Below are 15,636 nucleotides of genomic sequence, written 5' to 3'. Positions count from 1 at the left end.
GGACCCGCCACCATGCAGCTCCCCGAACGCCCCTGGAACGGCTACTGGCTCCTCGACGCCTACTGCTGCCAAGGCGGCGCCTCCATGGGCTACTACCTCGCCGGCTTCAACGTCGTTGGCGTCGACCTCCACCCCCAGCCCCGTTACCCGTTCCCCTTCGTCCAAGCCGACGCCGTCGAGTACATCGCCACCAACGGCGCCGACTTCGACGCCATCGCCGCCTCCCCGCCCTGCCAGCGTTACAGTGCCACCCAGCGCATCCAGGGCCGCGAGCATCCCGACCTCATCGGCCCTACCCGCCAGGCGCTGGAGTCCACCGGACGCCTGTGGGTGATCGAGAACGTCGAAGACGCCCGCCCCGAACTGATCGACCCGGTCACCCTGTGCGCCGCCACCTACGGCCTGCATACCTACCGGCACCGCCTGTTCGAGCCCGGCGGCGGCCTGCGGCTTGACCAGCCGATCCACCCGCAGCACACCGGTGCCACCGTCAAGATGGGGCGCCCCCTGCAGCCCGGCGACTTTTACCACGCGGTCGGCAACTTCTCGAACGTGCCTTACGTGCGCGCCGACATGGGCGTCGAGTGGATGAGCCGGGACGGCATCCGCGAGTGCATCCCCCCGGCCATGACCCGCTGGATCGGCCGACAGCTCGCCGAGCACCTCGCCGCCGTCCCCGCCGGAGCCGCCGCGTGAGCTTCTACATGATCCCGATCGTCCACTGCGACGTGCCCGGCTGCGAGAAGCCCGAGATCCACCACCACGCGGCGAGGACCGTCGCCGAGGTCCGTGCCTGGCGCAAGGCCGACGGCTGGCACCAGCGCCCCGGCGGCCGGGACATCTGCCCCGCCTGCTGGGAAGCCGGCCACCGCTGACACCCCGACGCCCGTCAACGCCGCCCGTAACCGCGGGCGGCCCACCCCCGGAGAGGCCACCACCGTGGACCACGACCAGCTCACCGAGGTCATCGAGACCGCCCTGAACGCCATCGAGGACGAGGTCGGCATCGACCAGATGGAGATCCCCGCCCTCGCCGAGGACCTGGCCAGCGCCATCGAGCGAGCCCAGTCCCGCTGACCCGCCCCGGCCTGCCGTCACCCGGCGGCAGGCCCAACTCCACTGCCAGGCTGGACATATGACCTACACGCCCGCCGAACTCACCCGCTGGGAACCCCGCTACACCGACCGCCTTGATGACGCCGGCGCGTCGCACATCATCCACCCAGACACAAGCAAGACCTGCTGTGAGGCCCCGGCCGGCCCTGAGCTGGCACCCGGAGTGCCACCGTGCCGCCCGATCTGCCGCATGTGCCGACTGCTGTTTTGCCAGCTCACGAACCGCGAGCGGCACGACGCGTACTGGTCCAACCAGACCCGCTGACTACCTACCCCGGCCTGTCGCCTACCGGCGGCAGGCCCAACCACCAGGAGGAACACACCGTGACCGACCTGCCCACCTGCCTCGCTGACGGCCCGAACCCCCTCGACGAACTCGCGACCACCGCATCAGCCCGGACCTCAGCGAACCCGTCGCCGCCCTGCTCGACGAGGCCGCCACGATGATCCGCAGCCTCACCTGGAACGACCCGGACCACGAGGTCCTGCACCGGGCCCTCGACGTGGCCCGCACGGTGCTCGGCCAGACCGGCGGCCAGCAGTGACCAGGGCCCTCACCACCTTCGAGGCGGACGTTCTCCGCCACCGCGCCCAGGGCTACAAGGACTACGAGATCGCCCGCGCCCTCAACCTCCCTGAGCGAGACGTCCGCAACGCCCGCCTCCGCGCCGTCCGCGCGCTCGGCGCCCACACCCTCGACCAGGCCATCCAGAACCTCAACCAGCCCCCCGGAGACCAGCCGTGACCGAACAACCCCGCCTCTTCACCCTCCAGCGCGACACCGACATCACCGGCATCAGCGGCACCGGCACCATCGCCCACGGCGTTCAGTGGCCCGATGGCGCCGTCACCATCCGCTGGACCGGCGACCGACCCTCCACCGTCCAGTGGACCGGCATCGACGACGTCATTGCCATCAACGGCCACGGCGGCCACACCCGCGTCATCTGGGACGACGCTCCAGGAGCCACTGGCGACGAACTGCCCCGTCTCCACGCCATCGCCGCCAACTGCTGCGGCATCAAGATCACCAACTTCGACATCCCCAGCCGAGCCCCCATCAAGATCGCCATCACCGCCACTCTCCTCGGCTGGACCCTGAGCCGAGACGGCGCGTGGACGTGCGTCGACCACACCACCGAACCCAACGCGTGACCCTCGACCCCCTACCGGTCCTGGCCGGCGCCCTCCTCGGCGCCGGCCTTGGGGCCGCCCTCCTCGCCCTCCACCCACACGGCCGCTCCCAACAACCACCCGAGACGACCGACCCCGTACGCCAGCAGGCCGAGACCAGCGGCCTCATCCCCAGGCAAGGAGCCAGCACATGATCAAGCCCCGCCAGATCTATACCGACTGCGACCCCCGAGGCGGAGCCACCATCCGCATCGTCGAATACACCCCTGGTAGCAACCGTGCTGACGTCGTCGACGCCACCACCGGAAAACGCCCCCGAAGCGTCCTCGCCAGCCGCCTCCACTCCAGCGCCGTTACCAAAGCCGGCAAGCCCCGCCGCGCCGGCTACGCGCTTGTCCAGGACACCGAGGAGCCGCAGCCGTGACCGTCCACGCCCGCCCCGGAGCCCCACTCACCGCCGCCGAGATCGAGGCTCTCGCCCTCGCCGCCGACGGCTACACCAGCGAGCAGACCGCCCGCCGTCTCGGCATCAGCCGTAAAGCGGTCCTCGACCGAACTTCCGCCTCGCGCCGGAAACTCGGCGCGCGCAGCACCACTCACGCCGTCGTCCTCGCCTACCGCACCGGCCAACTCAACCTCGACACGGCCACCCACCAGCCCAGGAGCGCAGCGTGACCGGCAACGACACCGGAACCATCCACATCGAACTGTGCCCCAACTGCCACCACCCCGCTCACCCGGCCGAGACCTGCGAGCAGGCCGCCCAACCGCAGGCCGGGCTGCAGGCCGCCCTCGCCGAATGCATCGCCCACATCCACCGCGAGCACACGCAGTCGTAACCCACATCGACAGCCACAGCCCACCTGAGGAGAAGCCCGTGACCACCGACCCGATCGACCGTGAACTCGGCATCGTCGCGGCCGAAATCGCCCGCACCGACACCAAAGCCTCCACCCTCCTGTCCGCCGGCGGAATCCTCGCCGCGGCTCTCGGCCTCACTACCAGCGGAGGCCACACCCACACGGCCTCCACCGTCATCGCCGCCGCCGTTCTCGGCGCGGCCCTGGTCCTCGCTGCCATGGTCATCCGCCCCCGCCTCGGCGGCGACACCAGCGGCAGCTACCTCCAGTGGGCAGACCTCCACCCCAACGACATCGCCGGGGAAGTGCAGCAAGACCGGCGCGCCGCCCGGTTGGTAGCTCTGTCCGGCCTGTGCGCCCAAAAGATGATCATTCTCCGCTGGGCTACCGACACGACCATCGCCGCCGTGATCGCCATAGCCATCGCTGCGGCACTCACCGCCGCCAACTGACCCACCACCAGACCAGCGCAGACCAGGAGACCGGATGCTCCCCGCCCCGCACCTCGACCGCCTCCGCACCCAGCTCGCCCAGCTGCCCGAGCTCATCGTGCGCGCTCACCTCGCCCTGCAGCCCGGTGCCGGCCGGCGCGGGGCCCGCGTCTCCGGCGCCACCCGCACCGCCCCGCTGCCCTGCAACGCTGCCACCCTCTCCCTGATCGGCCCCACCGCCCCCGAGGCCGTCCACGACGAATACGGCGACCAGGACCAGACACCCGGCCTGGACCTGCTCTCTTCCTGGGCCCGCACCGTCCTCAACGACCGGCAGCGCGCCAACGACTGGACCGCCTGGACCCGCCCCGCCGGCCACGACTGGGAGCGCACCGTCTCCGTCGCCGTGAAGACCCTGCAGCTGCACCTCGACTGGGCTGCCGCCCGCCCGTACGCCCGGGACATGGCCGCCGAGATCGGACGCCTCCACGGCATGCTCAACCGCGCCGCCGGCATGCCGATAGCGCCGCCAGCCCGCCGGCAGGTCTGCCCCCGCTGCCAGCTCCTGACTGTCGCGACCCGGCCGGACGGGATGCGCGAGTGCTCCGCCCTCGACTGCCGAGCCGTCCTCACCGTCGACGAGTACGCCGACCGCGCCGAGCGCACCCTCGCCGAACTCGCCGCGGCGTGACTGCCAACGATCGCCCGGCCAACCCCTGATACGCCGAGATGCGCGGCGGATGCGCTGCAGGTCAACGGCATGACAACGGCCCCACCCGAGACGTCGGGTGGGGCCGCGGTGCGCGGTGATGCGTCAGGCGGAAGGGGACCCCGGGGTGGCCGTCTTGGCGCTGACAACAGTGCGTTCGCGTAGGGGAGGGACGCCGCCGGCCTTGGCGATCCGGCCGACGTGCTGTCGCTCGTACGGAACGATGCGGGTCACTTCGGACGGACCGAGCATGCGGGCCTTGAGTACGACGACGATGCCGTCGTTGAGCGCCTCGCGGGCGGCTTCGAGCTTCGACTCGGCTTCGGCGTAGGCAGCACTGAGCTCGGCGAGCTGGTCGCGCGCTGCCTGCTGCGCTCTCTCGGTGCTGGTCATGCCCCGATGATGCCACGGTCGGGTGCGGCCCTGATAGATACGCTTCTTGCATCTCAATGATGCATCTTGACGTTGCAACTTCATGATGCAAGTATGGGTCGCGTAGGCACCAGCCGCCACCCCCAAGGGGAGGGAACCCATGCGCGTCACCATCAAGATCCGCGCCCGCAACACCACCCAGGCCCGTGACACCACCCGGGCCACCCAGTACGCCACCCTCAACGGCCGACTGCAGGCCGCCCTCGACCGCGGCGACCTCACCCGCACCGGCGACCACCTCACCCACCTCGGCATCCAGCTCCCCGACGGCCAGCAGTCCTGGTACGGCCGCCACGTCGCCAAGGCCCACCGCGCCACCACCGGCCACGACGCCCGCCGCGCCTGGGTCCAGCACCGCACCACCAGCCGCTGGATCGCCGTGTACGTCTACGCCCCCGACGCGCCCGCCCTCACCACCGGCCTCTGGTCCTACAAGGCCACCCGGGCCGCCGCCGAGCGCCTCTACGCGGAGGCCGCCTAGACCACCCAGGCCGCTGTCCTCCCGACCAACTGCCCCGCTTCCCCGGAGCTCACCACCATGACCACCACAGCCTCGCCCCCCGAGACCAGCGCCTACGGCTGGACCGCCGCCATGGCCCTCGTCCGCACCGCCGCCGCCCTCACCGCCGGCTGGTCCCTCTACGTCGTCGCCAGGCACTACCACGTCCCCCGCCCGCTCGCCCTCACCGCCGGCCTGGTTTTCGACGGCGTCGCCTACCTGTGCTTGCGATCCGCCAGCGAGGCCGTCCGCGCCGGACGCTCCGCCGCCGGACCCATCCTCGCCACCCTCGGCATGGCCGGCGTGTCGATCTACCTCAACTTGGTGCACGCCCAGTTCACCGACGGCGGCCGCCCCGCCGAAGTGCTGTACGCCGCTCCCGCCATCGGCCTCCTCGTCGTCTCCGCGCTCTCCTGGACCGCCGAACGAGCCACCGCCCGAGCGGCCCGCGGCGAGATTCCGATGCGCATGCCTGCCTTTGGCGCGCTCGGCTGGCTCCTTGCCGGCAGCAAGGCCTACGACGCCCTCAAGGGCCAGGCCGAAGCCCACGTGACCAGCAGCGCATCACCGGAGCATCAGACCGCAGCACCCCCCGCGGCCCGCACCGCCGAGGACATCATCGCCGCCGAGTTCGCCGAACTCGGACCCGCCACCGCCGTTCAGCGCGTCGCCGCCGCTACCCCCGGCGCCACTGTTGCCGAGATCGCCGACACCCTGGCCACCTACAAGGTCACCATTACTCCGGGGCAGGTCGCCCTGCTGCTGGAGCGCGCCGCAGTCCCCAGCGTCACCCTCGACCGGGTACCGCAGCCGCCAGCCGTCGACGAGCAACCCGCGCTCGACCCCGCCCGGGCGATGCGCGGCGATGCGCCCCAGGTCAACGGCATGAGCAAAGCCGATGCCGTGATGGAGATCGCCTGGTGGCTCGGCGGCTCGAAGCCGTCCCCCGCCACCATCGTGCAACACCTCGCACTTCAAGGCATGGCCACCGACACCGCGTACGTCCGCACTGCACTGCACCGCGCACGCAAAGCCGAAGAGGCCGCTGCAACGGCAATCGATGCCGAGGCCGAGCAGCAGCGCGCCGAGTACGAGCGCCGCCACGGCAACGGCGGATACGCCTGAAGGTACGCCTGAAGGACACCACCGCGGGTGCGGGCCCCGCCGAGCGACCCGCACCCCCAGCGCCCTCACGACCACCCTCCACGCCAGGAGATGACCATGGGCCTCTGGTCCAAGCTCACCGGCGGCCAGCCCGCCGAGTCCGGCCAGCAGCGTCGGGCCAAGGCGGTCCGCGACGCCGACCGCGCCGGACACGCCGCCATGAACGCCAAGACCCGCCGCAGCACCGCGCTCGACAACAACCCGCCGCCCCGCGCCTGGTGGCGCAACTCCTAACTTGGGAGACCTCCGTGCTGGACTGGCTCCTCACCATCGCCTGCCCCATCATCACCATCGCCGCCGGCCTCGCCGTCTGGCACCTCCGCAAGGGGGAGGAGCGGTGACCACCACGCCCCCGCCCCCGCCGCCGCCGACCGAGCCGCCCACCGCCGGTATGCCGACCCCCGAGCCGGTGGGCGAGTGGTGGCGCAAGTCCGGCCCCCGCATCCCGGCCCAGCCGGGCACCACCGTCTACACCCCGATCCCGGTCGGCGCCGCCCCCGCCGAACCGCCCTCGATGGAGGCCGCCGCCGAAGCATTCTGGGCCCCGGCCGGCAGGCTCTTCGCCGAGCAGGCCACGGCGATCGCCTCCCAAGTGGGGGAGCAGATCGGCCAGCTCCTGACCGAGACGCCCGCCCAGCGTGAAGCCCGCCAGCAGGTCGAGTACGAGACCAGGCTCGCCGCCGAGCGCGCCCGGATGGACGCGGCACTCGGCAAGGTCAAGGAGACCGCTCAGGAGCGAGCCGAGCGCCACCGCATCGAGGACATCCTCACCCCCACCTCGCCCGGCCGCCCGGACGACGTCGTCGGCATGCTCGACTACCTCGCCGACCGGATCACCGAAACCCCCGCCGACCGGGCGGAGCGCCTGGCTGCTGCCCGCGAGCTGGAGAAGCGGCGCGAGCGGGCCCGGGAGGACGCCGAGTGCGCCGCCGCAGGGGAGACGCCCCGTCAGCGCGCCTGGCGCCACCGCCGCCAGCAGCTCGCCGACCAGCGCGAGACCAGGGCGCGGGCCCGCCGCCAGCGCCGCCGCGCCGCCCGCCGCAGCGGCCCCGACGACCGGGTCCGGCGCTTCCGCCGCTGGTGCATCCTCACCGGGATCTCCGCCATCGGCGGCTACTCCACCGGCCTCATCCAGGTCATCACCCCCGGCGGCCCCTACGTCGGCCTGCTCCTCGCCGCCGGCGGATGGGCCATCGACCTCTACCTGCGCGAGCTCGGCCGCCTGCGTGTGAGCGAGGTCCGCGGCCCCGGCCCCCTGATGATCCTGATCGCCGTGCGCGTGCCCGTCGCCTCCGGCCTCGCCGTCGCCTTCGGCCTCGGCCCCCTTCTCGCCGCCCTCCCCCTCTACTAGCCCAGGAGCCACCATGACCTCCCTGCTCGGACCTATCACCGCCACCGGCCTGTGCCTCGTGATCATGGTGTGGCTGCTCGTCGGCCACCGGGGCAAGGGCACCTTGGCCGAACAGCACAAGGACCACCACACCGCCTGGTGGATGCTCCTGTTTGGCCTCTTCGCCCAGGGCGCCGGCCAGGCATTCGAAGCGCCGAAGGTGGTGGGCGACTCGCTCACCAACGCGATGAACCAGCAGTTCAACGCCGGGGCCGGGGCCACCGCCCTGATCCTCGTGATCGTCCTGTTCGGCACAAAGCCGCGCGTGTGGAAGGACGTGGTCGTCGGCGCGACGCTGCCCGCCGCCGCCCTGGCCTCCGGCTCGATCCTCTGCCTGCCGTTCACCGTCATCGGCAGCTTCCTCCACGGCCTGGTCGGTGCCTGAGATGTCCAACTACCTCCAGGACTCCCTCACCCTGCACGCCGAGACCCTCGCCGCGTGGAACGAGTCCCGTGCCAAGGCCCGCCAGATCAAGGATCCCAAGGAGCGTGCCGCCGCGCTCGAAGCCCTCAAGGGCCAGCGGCCCGTTCACCCGTACCTCGGCGGCATCTCGCTGGCCGCCCTCCGCTGGGGCAACCACCGCATGCTCTCCCCGCTGAAGACCCGCCACGCCGACGCCAAGGCGGAGCACGCCGAGACCCTCGCCGCGTGGAAGGAGCGACGCGCCAGGGCCCGGGAGATCAAGGACCCCGAGCAGCGCGCCAAGACCCTGGAAGACCTCAAGGGGGAGCGCCCCACCCACCCCGCCCTGATCGCCGCCGGGTGCGCGGTCGTCTCCGCCGTCCTGCTGGCCGGCGTCCCCGCCGCCCGCCACGCGGTCCACCACTACGGCGCCGTCAGCATCACCAGCGGCCTCACCCTCTGGGTGATCACCGCCCTCATCCTCGGCCAGAAGGCCACCCCCGACCACGCACAGCGGCCGCCCGCCAAGCAGGCCGGGAAGAACGCGCCCGAGGAGGCCGACCAGGAGGCCGAGGAGACCGTCCCGACTGCCGCCGAAACGCGCGTGCTGGCCGCCTCCCTGACGGCCGACGGGACCTCCGTTCTCCTCACCCGACTGGCGGCCGATCTGGCCTCCGCTCACCCCTTCTGGGAGACCTCCACCAAGGGCGTCCGGGCCCTCCTCTCCCAGGCCGGCGTACCGGTCCGCGAAGGAGTCCGCACCCCTCACGGCAACGGCCCCGGCGTTCACCACCAGGACGTGACCAAACTCCCATCCCCCTCCCAGGAGGGGGATGGGGCCCCCGTTGTTGCCAACGTTGGCGCAGGTCAGAGTGCCAACGCCAACGCCAACAACGCCGATGAGACCGAGCCCCAGCAGGAGTTCACCACCGTGCCCCACCCCACCGATCCGGCCCGCACGATCGTCGTCCACTCGGTCGGCGCCGCCTGACCGACCACCCCTCCGACCAGCCCATCACCCCGACCAAGGAGAGCCACATGGCCCCGACCATCCAGATCATCACCCTCGGCCTCGGCCACGCACCCGCCCCCGACACCGACCTGCCGCTCATCGACATGCGGCCCTACCTCGACCCCCACATCGACCCGAACATGCGCCAGCGCACCGCACTCGACCAGGACGTCGTCGACCACGTCCTCACCACCCCCGGAGTCCGCGAGCACCTCGACCGCGCCGTCGCCGACATCATCAACTACGCCACCGGCCCCGGTCGGAACCAGGCCAACATCACCGTGGCCACCGCGTGCACCGGCGGTCGCCACAGGGCACCCGCCGCCGGCATGCGCATCGCCGCCCTGCTCCTCAACCGCGGATGGACCGTCGACCTGCACCACCGCGACCTGAACCGGCCCGTCATCGAGCGCTGACCCACCGACCACCAATCCCTGAGGAGACCGGCATGACCAAGGATCAGCAAGCCACCCGTACCGCCATGATCGCCATCCTGCAGCGAACCTTCCGTCTCACCGACACCACCGCCAGTCGCCTCGTCGACATCGGCCTCGAAGCCGAGCGCAACGGCCAGCGACCCTGGCCCGCGATCAACGCCGCCGTCACCGAAGCCGCCGACCGCGGCGAGAACTGGGCCGTCGAGGCCCTGCACGCCAGCACCAACCTCTGACCTCGCCCCGGGGCGGCCGGCTTGCTGGCAGGCGGTGCGGCCGCCCCGGGCCCTCCACCCACCGCACAGCAGCAGAGGAGACCGCCATCATGGCGTACGCCAACGGCCCCGCCCAGCAGGACCCGCAGCAGCCTGAACCCATCGTTGTCGAACGCGGCAGCGGAGCCAGCGTCGTCTGGCCGCAGCCGAACCCGCAGCCGCCGACCAAGTAGGCCGACTACACCGTCCGCCCCGGTACTACCCGGGGCGGACGGACCCGCGAGAGGATAGACACATGACGCGCATCATCCGCAGTTGGATCCAGGCCCCCGGATTCGTGGAGGTCATGGCCAAGTCCGCATTCGCCGCAGCCATCTGGTGCAGCCTGATCGTCGCGCTGCGAGCGATCGGGTGACTGCTGACCTGGTGGCGTTCCTCGCCGCCCGCCTCGATGAGGACGAGCAGAATGCGCGCCAAGCGACTACCGGTCCGTGGCACGTACTCGGAGGCGGGAGCGACGAGTACGCCATCAGCACCACGCCGGACGGCAAGGTGCTGTCCGCCGAGGTTGCCGCGCCGGGCTACGACAGCGGCGGTATCTGGGAACGTGCTGATGCTGAGCACATTGCCCGCCACGACCCGGTCCGCGTGCTGGCCGAGGTCGACGCCAAGCGGCGGACAGCAGTGCGCTGCGAAGAGGCCCTGCTTTCGGCGAACGCCATGCTGGTGCACTTCGCACGACAGACATTGATCGAACTCGCCCTACCCTACGCCGACCACCCCGACTACCGGCCCGAGTGAGCGCCCGACGCCTGATCGGCGATGCCGCTTGCGGAGTGATCGCCTCCCGTTCTAACCTGATGTGCAGCAGGTAGCCCCTGCCCAGAAACATCCCTGAAGGCCCCGCAGCCGAGCAGCAGCCGCGGGGCCTTCGTGCTGCCCGGGGAGGCGCCATGGCCGTCCGTTACCCCAACCCGCCGCTCACCGACATCGACCCGGATGACATCGCCGACCGGACCCGCACCGCCGAGGCGTTCGGCGTCACCGAGTCGGGCGTGAAGTGGTGGGTCCACACCGGCCTGATCGAAGCCCTCCCCATCGGCGGCGGCCCGCACCTCTACCACCTGCCCACCGTCGCCCGCGCCGAGCACCACACCTGGCGCAACGGCGCCGACCGACCCGCACGCGGCGGCCGCCGGCCCGGATGGCGAGTCGGAGAAGTCGCGGCCTAACCCAGAGCGGCGGCGGCACGGCAACGCTGATGCAGTGTCCGGACAGCGCGGGATCACACACCCCGCCCGTGCCGCCGCCTGATCCCCGAGGAGGTGACCGTGCCCGGACGCAACCTCGGCCCCGTCACCGACGAGGTCCGCGCCGAGATCCTCCGCCTGCACGGCGAGGGCCTGTCCCGCAACGAGATCATGCGGCAGATCGACCGATCCGCCCGCGTCGTCACCAAAACCGTTCACGACGCCGGGCTCGGCTTCGAACGCTCCGGCCAGGTCCAACTTGCGACCGAAGCCCGCCGCATCGACCTCGAAGCCCGTCGAATCACGCTCGCCGAACAACTCCACGAGGACGCCGAACAACTCCGCGCCCAACTCTGGGAGCCCGCCATCGTGTATGCGTTCGGCGGCCGAGACGGCGAGTACAACGAGCACACCCTCGACGAGCCGCCACCGGCCGACAAGAAGGCCCTACTCGGCGCCGCCGGTATGGCCATTGACCGCTCGCTGAAGCTCGTTCCCCCGAAGGCCGCTGCTGGCGCCGACGACGCCCTGTCCATGCTCGGCTCCCTCGCGGCCGGCATCGCGCGCTATGCGGAGGAGGACAGCGAGGAGGGCTGATGCTCGACCAGCTCCCCCTCTCCCGCAAACAGCTCCGCTCGATCGCGCAGGCCACGGCCCGCATCAACATCTGGTCCGGGGCGATTCGTTCCGGCAAGACCATCGCGTCGTTGCTGGCGTTCCTCATTGCGATCTCGACCGCACCGACGACCGGCCTGATCGTCGTGGTCGGCCGCAGCCTGCAGACGATCGAGCGCAACGTCCTCGACCCCCTGCAGACGATCGAGCTGTTCGGCCCGCTCGCCCGCCAGGTCCACCACACCCGCGGTGCCACCACTGCCACGATCCTCGGTCGCACGATCCATCTGATCGGCGCCGCCGACGCTCGCGCCGAGGGCCGACTTCGCGGCCTCACCGCCTCGCTCGCCTACGTCGACGAGGCAACGCTCATCCCCGAGGGATTTTGGAACCAGCTCCTCGGGCGCCTTAGCGTCCCAGGCGCCCGACTGTTCGGCACGACGAACCCGGACGGCCCCGGCCACTGGCTGAAGAAACGATTCCTCGACCGCGCGAACGAACTCGACCTGCGGGCCTGGCACTTCACCCTCGACGACAACCCCTCATTGGCGCCCGCCTACGTCGCCGCTCTCAAAGCGGAGTACGTCGGGCTCTGGTACCGCCGGTTCATCGACGGCGCCTGGGTCCAGGCCGAGGGCGCCGTCTACGACATGTGGCAGCCCGACACCATGGTCGTCGACCTGCTGCCGCAGATGCAGCGGATCCTGGGCGTCGGCGTCGACTACGGCACCGTCAACGCGTTCTCCGCCCTGCTGCTCGGACTTGGTGTCGACGGCCGCCTGTACGTCGTCTCGGAGTACCGGCACGACTCCCGCATCACCCGCCGCCAACTCACTGACGCCCAGTACTCGCAGGGCCTACGTAACTGGCTGGAGGTCAACGACGCCCAGCCCGAGTGGCTGTTCATCGACCCCAGCGCTGCCAGCTTCATGACCCAGCTCTGGACGGACGGAGTACCCGGCGTTGCCAAGGCCGACAACGACGTTCTCGACGGGATCCGCTCCGTGGGTGTCGCGCTCGGCTCCGGCCGGCTCCTCGTCCACCGTTCCTGCCAGGGCCTGATCGACGAACTGCCGGGCTACTCCTGGGACGACTCGGCCGCGGCCAAAGGCATCGACAAGCCGCTCAAGGTCAACGATCACTCGTGTGACGCGCTCAGGTACGTGCTGCACTCCACCGCGCACGAGTGGCGCGGTCTCCTCCGAACCGACCTGCGACCAGCAGCATGACGCGAGGAGGCCAGCCCGATGCCGTTGCCCACCCAGGACATGGCGTGGCCGCCGACCGATCCCGCCGTACAGGAGGCGATGGCGGACTGGGACGCCTGGTACAGCAGCGACCCCGACCAACTCGTCGAGCGGTACCGCCTGCGCGGGGAACGCGGCTACCAGAACCGCCCATCGCAGCTGCGCGGCGGGGTGGTCGGCAGGTTCGCACGCTGGTGGTGGGGGCAGCCGACGGCGATCGGCGAGAAGCGGACGAAAATCCACATCCCGCTGGCAGCCGACATCGCCCGCACCTCATCCGACCTGCTGTTCTCTGAACCGCCCCGGGTCACCGCCGAGGCCGGCGGCCCCACCCAGGACCGCCTCGACCAGCTCATGGAGACCACCCTCTACCCGAGTCTCCTCGAAGGCGGCGAGGTCGGTGCCGCGCTCGGCGGCACCTTCTACCGAGTGTCCTGGGACACTGCCGTCGCCGACCGGCCGTGGATCACCACGGTCGCCGCCGACGGCGCCGCCCCCGAGTTCTCCTACGGACAGCTCACCGCAGTCACCTTCTGGCGCGTCGTCACCCGCGATGACCAGACCCTGTGGCGCCACCTGGAGCGCCACGAGAAGGGCGTCATTCTCCACGGCCTCTACAAGGGCACCCAGTACCGGCTCGGCAAGCAGATGCCCCTCACCGCCAACGACGCGACCAAGGACTTCCAGCCGACCGTCGAGACCGGCGCCCCCGGCCACCTGACCGCCTCGTACGCGCCGAACATGCGGCCCGCCCGCGGCTGGCGCAACACCCCGGCCGCCGCCTACCTCGGCCAGTCCGACTACCAGGGCGTCGAGGGTCTCTTCGACGCCCTCGACGAGACCTGGGCCAGCTGGATGCGGGACCTGCGGCTCGGCAAGGGCCGCATCATGATGTCCGGCCAGTACCTCACCAGCAACGGTCCCGGCATGGGTGTGACCGCCGACCTCGACCGCGAGGTCTACACCCCGCTCAACATCCCGCCCACGGCTGACGGCGGCATCACCGTCTCCCAGTTCCAGATCCGGGTAGCGGAGCACCGCGACACCGCGCAGGCCCTGCTGGAGCAAGCCGTTCGCCAGGCCGGCTACTCCGCCGCCTCGTTCGGCGCGGTCGGCGACGGCACCGCGGTGACCGCCACGGAGATCCGCGCCCGGCAGGGCCGCTCCATGACGACCCGCGCCCGCAAGGCCCGGTACCAGGCACAGCCGATCGCCGACATCCTCGCCGCGCTCCTCGCGGTCGAGGCCGGCCCGCTGTTCAACGTGCCGGGCCTCGACCTCGACCCGCCCCGCATCGATTTCCAGGACTCCATTCAGGAGGACCCGAAGACCGCCGCCGAAACCGTCAACCTGCTGCGGCAGGCCGAGGCCGCGTCCACCGACACCCTGATCCGGATGCTTCACCCGGACTGGGACGACGACCGGGTCGAGGCCGAGAAGGCCGCGATCCTCGCCGAGTCCGGCAGGGCCGTCACCGACCCCGCCGCACTCGGCGAGGGAGGCGACGGCCTCGAATCCCCAGGCGACGAGGCCGCGGAGAACGCGCCGTTCACCGGGGCGCCCACCGCAGGCTGACCAGGCAAGGGGGCCCGTGTGCCGGTCTCCCCAGCCGATGGCGAGGACTTCGCACGCGAGGTCGGAGCGCTCTACCAGGACGCCGAGGCCGGCTTGCTGGAACGCCTCGCCCGGGCCCTGGCCGACGGCATTGGCCTGCCGAACTGGGCAGAGCGCAAGCTCCGCGCCATTGGCAACCTTCGTACGGCCGTTGCCGAGACGACATCAGCCCTGCGACGGGATGCCGACGGTGCCATCCGCCACGCCGTCCAGCAGGCCTACCAGCGCGGCGACCAAGCGGCGGTCGCCGACCTCATGCTCCCGGAGGGCCTGCGCGCGGCAGCCCTCCGGGACCTGCCCAATGCCCGCGCCGTGGACCGTCTCGCCAACGCAGCCGTCGTCGAACAGGGACCCGTCTATCAGCGGATCCTGCGCGTCGTCCCGGACGCCTACCGTCGGATCGTCGCCCGCGTCTCGGGCAGTGTCCTGCTCGGTACGCAGACCCGCCAGCAGGTTGCCCAGCGGGCGCTCGACCAGTTCGCCGACCGCGGCATCACCGGCTTCGTGGACCGGTCCGGCCGAGCGTGGGACATGGCCAGCTATGCCGAGATGGCCACCCGGTCCGTCACCGGGCGGGCCGCTGTACAGGGCCACACAGACCGACTGGAGGCCATGGGCCAGCGGCTCGTTATCGTCTCTGATGCCCCGCTGGAGTGCCCACTGTGCCGCCCGTGGGAGGGCGCGATCCTGTCGTTGAGCGGCAACCCTGGCGACCGGACGGCCACCATGCCGCACGCCACCCGCGACGGCCACCCGGTCCGGGTCGACATCGCCGGCTCCCTGGAGGAGGCCCGCGCGGCCGGGCTCATGCATCCCAACTGCCGTCACAGCATCAGCCTCTACCTGCCAGGTGTCACCACCCCGGCCACCTCGCCGCCCCACCCGGGCGGTGCCACCTACGAGGACACCCAGCACCAGCGCTACCTCGAACGCCAAGTGCGGATGTGGAAGCGCCGACAGGCGGTGGCCATCGACGACCAGGCCACGCGCCTGGCCGGCCAGAAGGTCCGCGAGTACCAGAGGCGGATCCGTGAGCTGACCGCCGAGAAGCAGCTGCCGCGCAAGAGCGCGCGCGAGCAGATCGGCTTCGCTCGCTGAACCCTCAGGCCCG

General features: G+C 71.3%; 28 protein-coding genes. 26 read left to right on the top strand and 2 right to left on the bottom strand.

The genetic code is table 11. The features are described 5' to 3' along the window. Positions 1-12 precede the first annotated feature (12 nt). The 6 genes from ACFVX9_RS30510 to ACFVX9_RS30485 all read left to right on the top strand — a co-directional run bounded on the left by ACFVX9_RS30510 (position 13) and on the right by ACFVX9_RS30485 (position 2,271). Positions 13-696 (top strand): SAM-dependent methyltransferase, encoded by a 684-nt coding sequence (locus ACFVX9_RS30510; protein ID WP_387984615.1) that lies wholly within the window; start codon positions 13-15, stop codon positions 694-696. Further along, complete coding sequence (locus ACFVX9_RS30505) at positions 693-875, top strand: hypothetical protein (RefSeq protein WP_387984613.1); 183 nt, start codon at positions 693-695, stop codon at positions 873-875. The genes ACFVX9_RS30510 and ACFVX9_RS30505 overlap by 4 nt, the downstream gene beginning before the upstream one ends. A gap of 64 nt (positions 876-939) precedes the next feature. After that, the gene (locus ACFVX9_RS30500) at positions 940-1,077 is read left to right on the top strand and encodes a hypothetical protein (RefSeq protein WP_387984611.1); all 138 of its coding nucleotides are present in this window, start codon (positions 940-942) and stop codon (positions 1,075-1,077) included. Positions 1,078-1,135: 58 nt separating this feature from the next. Then, the gene (locus ACFVX9_RS30495; RefSeq protein ID WP_380480474.1) at positions 1,136-1,381 is read left to right on the top strand and encodes a hypothetical protein; all 246 of its coding nucleotides are present in this window, start codon (positions 1,136-1,138) and stop codon (positions 1,379-1,381) included. 276 nt (positions 1,382-1,657) lie between these two features. Beyond that, positions 1,658-1,861 (top strand): LuxR C-terminal-related transcriptional regulator, encoded by a 204-nt coding sequence (locus tag ACFVX9_RS30490; protein ID WP_387984609.1) that lies wholly within the window; start codon positions 1,658-1,660, stop codon positions 1,859-1,861. Continuing rightward, positions 1,858-2,271 (top strand): hypothetical protein, encoded by a 414-nt coding sequence (locus ACFVX9_RS30485; protein ID WP_380480468.1) that lies wholly within the window; start codon positions 1,858-1,860, stop codon positions 2,269-2,271. Before ACFVX9_RS30490 ends, ACFVX9_RS30485 begins: the two co-directional genes overlap by 4 nt. Positions 2,272-2,282: 11 nt before the next feature. Here ACFVX9_RS30485 and ACFVX9_RS30480 read toward each other — a convergent pair whose 3' ends face one another. Further along, positions 2,283-2,429, bottom strand: a complete 147-nt coding sequence (locus tag ACFVX9_RS30480; protein ID WP_387984608.1) for a hypothetical protein — start codon at positions 2,427-2,429, stop codon at positions 2,283-2,285. 11 nt (positions 2,430-2,440) lie between these two features. Here ACFVX9_RS30480 and ACFVX9_RS30475 point away from each other — a divergent pair, with 11 nt between their 5' ends. Genes ACFVX9_RS30475 through ACFVX9_RS30455 form a run of 5 tightly spaced genes read left to right on the top strand, consistent with a single transcriptional unit; the run spans position 2,441 to position 4,232 of the window. After that, positions 2,441-2,674, top strand: a complete 234-nt coding sequence (locus tag ACFVX9_RS30475; protein WP_387984606.1) for a hypothetical protein — start codon at positions 2,441-2,443, stop codon at positions 2,672-2,674. Then, positions 2,671-2,925 carry a LuxR C-terminal-related transcriptional regulator gene (locus ACFVX9_RS30470; RefSeq protein WP_387984605.1) on the top strand — a complete coding sequence of 85 codons (255 nt, stop codon included), beginning with the start codon at positions 2,671-2,673 and terminating at the stop codon, positions 2,923-2,925. Before ACFVX9_RS30475 ends, ACFVX9_RS30470 begins: the two co-directional genes overlap by 4 nt. Continuing rightward, entirely contained in the window at positions 2,922-3,089 is a 168-nt protein-coding gene (locus ACFVX9_RS30465) for a hypothetical protein (protein ID WP_387984603.1), read from the top strand. The genes ACFVX9_RS30470 and ACFVX9_RS30465 overlap by 4 nt, the downstream gene beginning before the upstream one ends. Before the next feature lie 38 nt (positions 3,090-3,127). Next, positions 3,128-3,562: a Pycsar system effector family protein gene (locus tag ACFVX9_RS30460; RefSeq protein WP_387984601.1), complete on the top strand. Its 435-nt coding sequence runs from the start codon at positions 3,128-3,130 to the stop codon at positions 3,560-3,562. A 34-nt stretch (positions 3,563-3,596) separates the two neighbouring features. After that, on the top strand, positions 3,597-4,232 hold the full coding sequence (locus tag ACFVX9_RS30455; protein ID WP_387984599.1) for a hypothetical protein: 636 nt from the start codon (positions 3,597-3,599) through the stop codon (positions 4,230-4,232). A gap of 123 nt (positions 4,233-4,355) precedes the next feature. Here ACFVX9_RS30455 and ACFVX9_RS30450 read toward each other — a convergent pair whose 3' ends face one another. After that, a complete protein-coding gene (locus tag ACFVX9_RS30450; protein WP_387984598.1) occupies positions 4,356-4,643 on the bottom strand; it encodes a hypothetical protein in 288 nt (95 codons plus the stop codon). A gap of 139 nt (positions 4,644-4,782) precedes the next feature. On the opposite strand from ACFVX9_RS30450, the gene ACFVX9_RS30445 reads away from it, so the two are divergent. From ACFVX9_RS30445 to ACFVX9_RS30375, 15 genes are all read left to right on the top strand, one after another. Continuing rightward, positions 4,783-5,163, top strand: a complete 381-nt coding sequence (locus ACFVX9_RS30445; protein ID WP_380480452.1) for a hypothetical protein — start codon at positions 4,783-4,785, stop codon at positions 5,161-5,163. Positions 5,164-5,220: 57 nt separating this feature from the next. Next, on the top strand, positions 5,221-6,306 hold the full coding sequence (locus ACFVX9_RS30440; RefSeq protein ID WP_387984596.1) for a hypothetical protein: 1,086 nt from the start codon (positions 5,221-5,223) through the stop codon (positions 6,304-6,306). 96 nt (positions 6,307-6,402) lie between these two features. Beyond that, entirely contained in the window at positions 6,403-6,579 is a 177-nt protein-coding gene (locus ACFVX9_RS30435) for a hypothetical protein (protein ID WP_387984594.1), read from the top strand. A gap of 103 nt (positions 6,580-6,682) precedes the next feature. Next, positions 6,683-7,696: a hypothetical protein gene (locus ACFVX9_RS30430; protein ID WP_387984592.1), complete on the top strand. Its 1,014-nt coding sequence runs from the start codon at positions 6,683-6,685 to the stop codon at positions 7,694-7,696. 13 nt (positions 7,697-7,709) lie between these two features. Continuing rightward, positions 7,710-8,120 carry a hypothetical protein gene (locus ACFVX9_RS30425; RefSeq protein WP_387984590.1) on the top strand — a complete coding sequence of 137 codons (411 nt, stop codon included), beginning with the start codon at positions 7,710-7,712 and terminating at the stop codon, positions 8,118-8,120. Continuing rightward, positions 8,113-9,129, top strand: coding sequence for a hypothetical protein (locus tag ACFVX9_RS30420; protein ID WP_387984588.1), 1,017 nt, complete (start codon positions 8,113-8,115; stop codon positions 9,127-9,129). The genes ACFVX9_RS30425 and ACFVX9_RS30420 overlap by 8 nt, the downstream gene beginning before the upstream one ends. A 47-nt stretch (positions 9,130-9,176) precedes the next feature. Further along, entirely contained in the window at positions 9,177-9,566 is a 390-nt protein-coding gene (locus ACFVX9_RS30415; protein WP_387984586.1) for an ATPase, read from the top strand. 32 nt (positions 9,567-9,598) lie between these two features. Continuing rightward, entirely contained in the window at positions 9,599-9,820 is a 222-nt protein-coding gene (locus tag ACFVX9_RS30410) for a hypothetical protein (protein ID WP_387984584.1), read from the top strand. A gap of 89 nt (positions 9,821-9,909) precedes the next feature. Next, positions 9,910-10,032, top strand: coding sequence for a hypothetical protein (locus ACFVX9_RS30405; RefSeq protein WP_387984582.1), 123 nt, complete (start codon positions 9,910-9,912; stop codon positions 10,030-10,032). Between the two features lie 178 nt (positions 10,033-10,210). Beyond that, a complete protein-coding gene (locus ACFVX9_RS30400) occupies positions 10,211-10,600 on the top strand; it encodes a DUF6221 family protein (RefSeq protein WP_387984580.1) in 390 nt (129 codons plus the stop codon). Positions 10,601-10,752: 152 nt separating this feature from the next. Then, a complete protein-coding gene (locus ACFVX9_RS30395; protein ID WP_387984578.1) occupies positions 10,753-11,031 on the top strand; it encodes a hypothetical protein in 279 nt (92 codons plus the stop codon). A gap of 99 nt (positions 11,032-11,130) precedes the next feature. Then, the gene (locus ACFVX9_RS30390) at positions 11,131-11,646 is read left to right on the top strand and encodes a helix-turn-helix domain-containing protein (protein WP_387984576.1); all 516 of its coding nucleotides are present in this window, start codon (positions 11,131-11,133) and stop codon (positions 11,644-11,646) included. Next, entirely contained in the window at positions 11,646-12,893 is a 1,248-nt protein-coding gene (locus ACFVX9_RS30385; RefSeq protein ID WP_387984574.1) for a PBSX family phage terminase large subunit, read from the top strand. Before ACFVX9_RS30390 ends, ACFVX9_RS30385 begins: the two co-directional genes overlap by 1 nt. Before the next feature lie 18 nt (positions 12,894-12,911). Beyond that, positions 12,912-14,486 carry a capsid protein gene (locus ACFVX9_RS30380; RefSeq protein ID WP_387984572.1) on the top strand — a complete coding sequence of 525 codons (1,575 nt, stop codon included), beginning with the start codon at positions 12,912-12,914 and terminating at the stop codon, positions 14,484-14,486. An 18-nt stretch (positions 14,487-14,504) separates the two neighbouring features. Further along, positions 14,505-15,623, top strand: coding sequence for a phage minor capsid protein (locus ACFVX9_RS30375; RefSeq protein WP_387984571.1), 1,119 nt, complete (start codon positions 14,505-14,507; stop codon positions 15,621-15,623). Positions 15,624-15,636: the final 13 nt, after the last annotated feature.

The organism is Kitasatospora sp. NPDC058243, assembly GCF_042882025.1.
GTDB lineage: Bacteria > Actinomycetota > Actinomycetes > Streptomycetales > Streptomycetaceae > Kitasatospora.
This window is presented reverse-complemented; position numbering and strand designations above follow the sequence as displayed.

Excerpts from the sequence above, each read along its gene's own strand:
- ACFVX9_RS30495 (WP_380480474.1), top strand. The coding sequence starts at position 1,136 with ATGACCTACACGCCCGCCGAACTCACCCGCTGGGAACCCCGCTACACC.
- ACFVX9_RS30435 (WP_387984594.1), top strand. The coding sequence starts at position 6,403 with ATGGGCCTCTGGTCCAAGCTCACCGGCGGCCAGCCCGCCGAGTCCGGC.
- ACFVX9_RS30415 (WP_387984586.1), top strand. The coding sequence starts at position 9,177 with ATGGCCCCGACCATCCAGATCATCACCCTCGGCCTCGGCCACGCACCC.
- ACFVX9_RS30450 (WP_387984598.1), bottom strand. The coding sequence starts at position 4,643 with ATGACCAGCACCGAGAGAGCGCAGCAGGCAGCGCGCGACCAGCTCGCC.
- ACFVX9_RS30385 (WP_387984574.1), top strand. The coding sequence starts at position 11,646 with ATGCTCGACCAGCTCCCCCTCTCCCGCAAACAGCTCCGCTCGATCGCG.
- ACFVX9_RS30445 (WP_380480452.1), top strand. The coding sequence starts at position 4,783 with ATGCGCGTCACCATCAAGATCCGCGCCCGCAACACCACCCAGGCCCGT.
- ACFVX9_RS30395 (WP_387984578.1), top strand. The coding sequence starts at position 10,753 with ATGGCCGTCCGTTACCCCAACCCGCCGCTCACCGACATCGACCCGGAT.
- ACFVX9_RS30440 (WP_387984596.1), top strand. The coding sequence starts at position 5,221 with ATGACCACCACAGCCTCGCCCCCCGAGACCAGCGCCTACGGCTGGACC.
- ACFVX9_RS30380 (WP_387984572.1), top strand. The coding sequence starts at position 12,912 with ATGCCGTTGCCCACCCAGGACATGGCGTGGCCGCCGACCGATCCCGCC.
- ACFVX9_RS30425 (WP_387984590.1), top strand. The coding sequence starts at position 7,710 with ATGACCTCCCTGCTCGGACCTATCACCGCCACCGGCCTGTGCCTCGTG.
- ACFVX9_RS30510 (WP_387984615.1), top strand. The coding sequence starts at position 13 with ATGCAGCTCCCCGAACGCCCCTGGAACGGCTACTGGCTCCTCGACGCC.
- ACFVX9_RS30405 (WP_387984582.1), top strand. The coding sequence starts at position 9,910 with ATGGCGTACGCCAACGGCCCCGCCCAGCAGGACCCGCAGCAGCCTGAA.
- ACFVX9_RS30455 (WP_387984599.1), top strand. The coding sequence starts at position 3,597 with ATGCTCCCCGCCCCGCACCTCGACCGCCTCCGCACCCAGCTCGCCCAG.
- ACFVX9_RS30475 (WP_387984606.1), top strand. The coding sequence starts at position 2,441 with ATGATCAAGCCCCGCCAGATCTATACCGACTGCGACCCCCGAGGCGGA.
- ACFVX9_RS30410 (WP_387984584.1), top strand. The coding sequence starts at position 9,599 with ATGACCAAGGATCAGCAAGCCACCCGTACCGCCATGATCGCCATCCTG.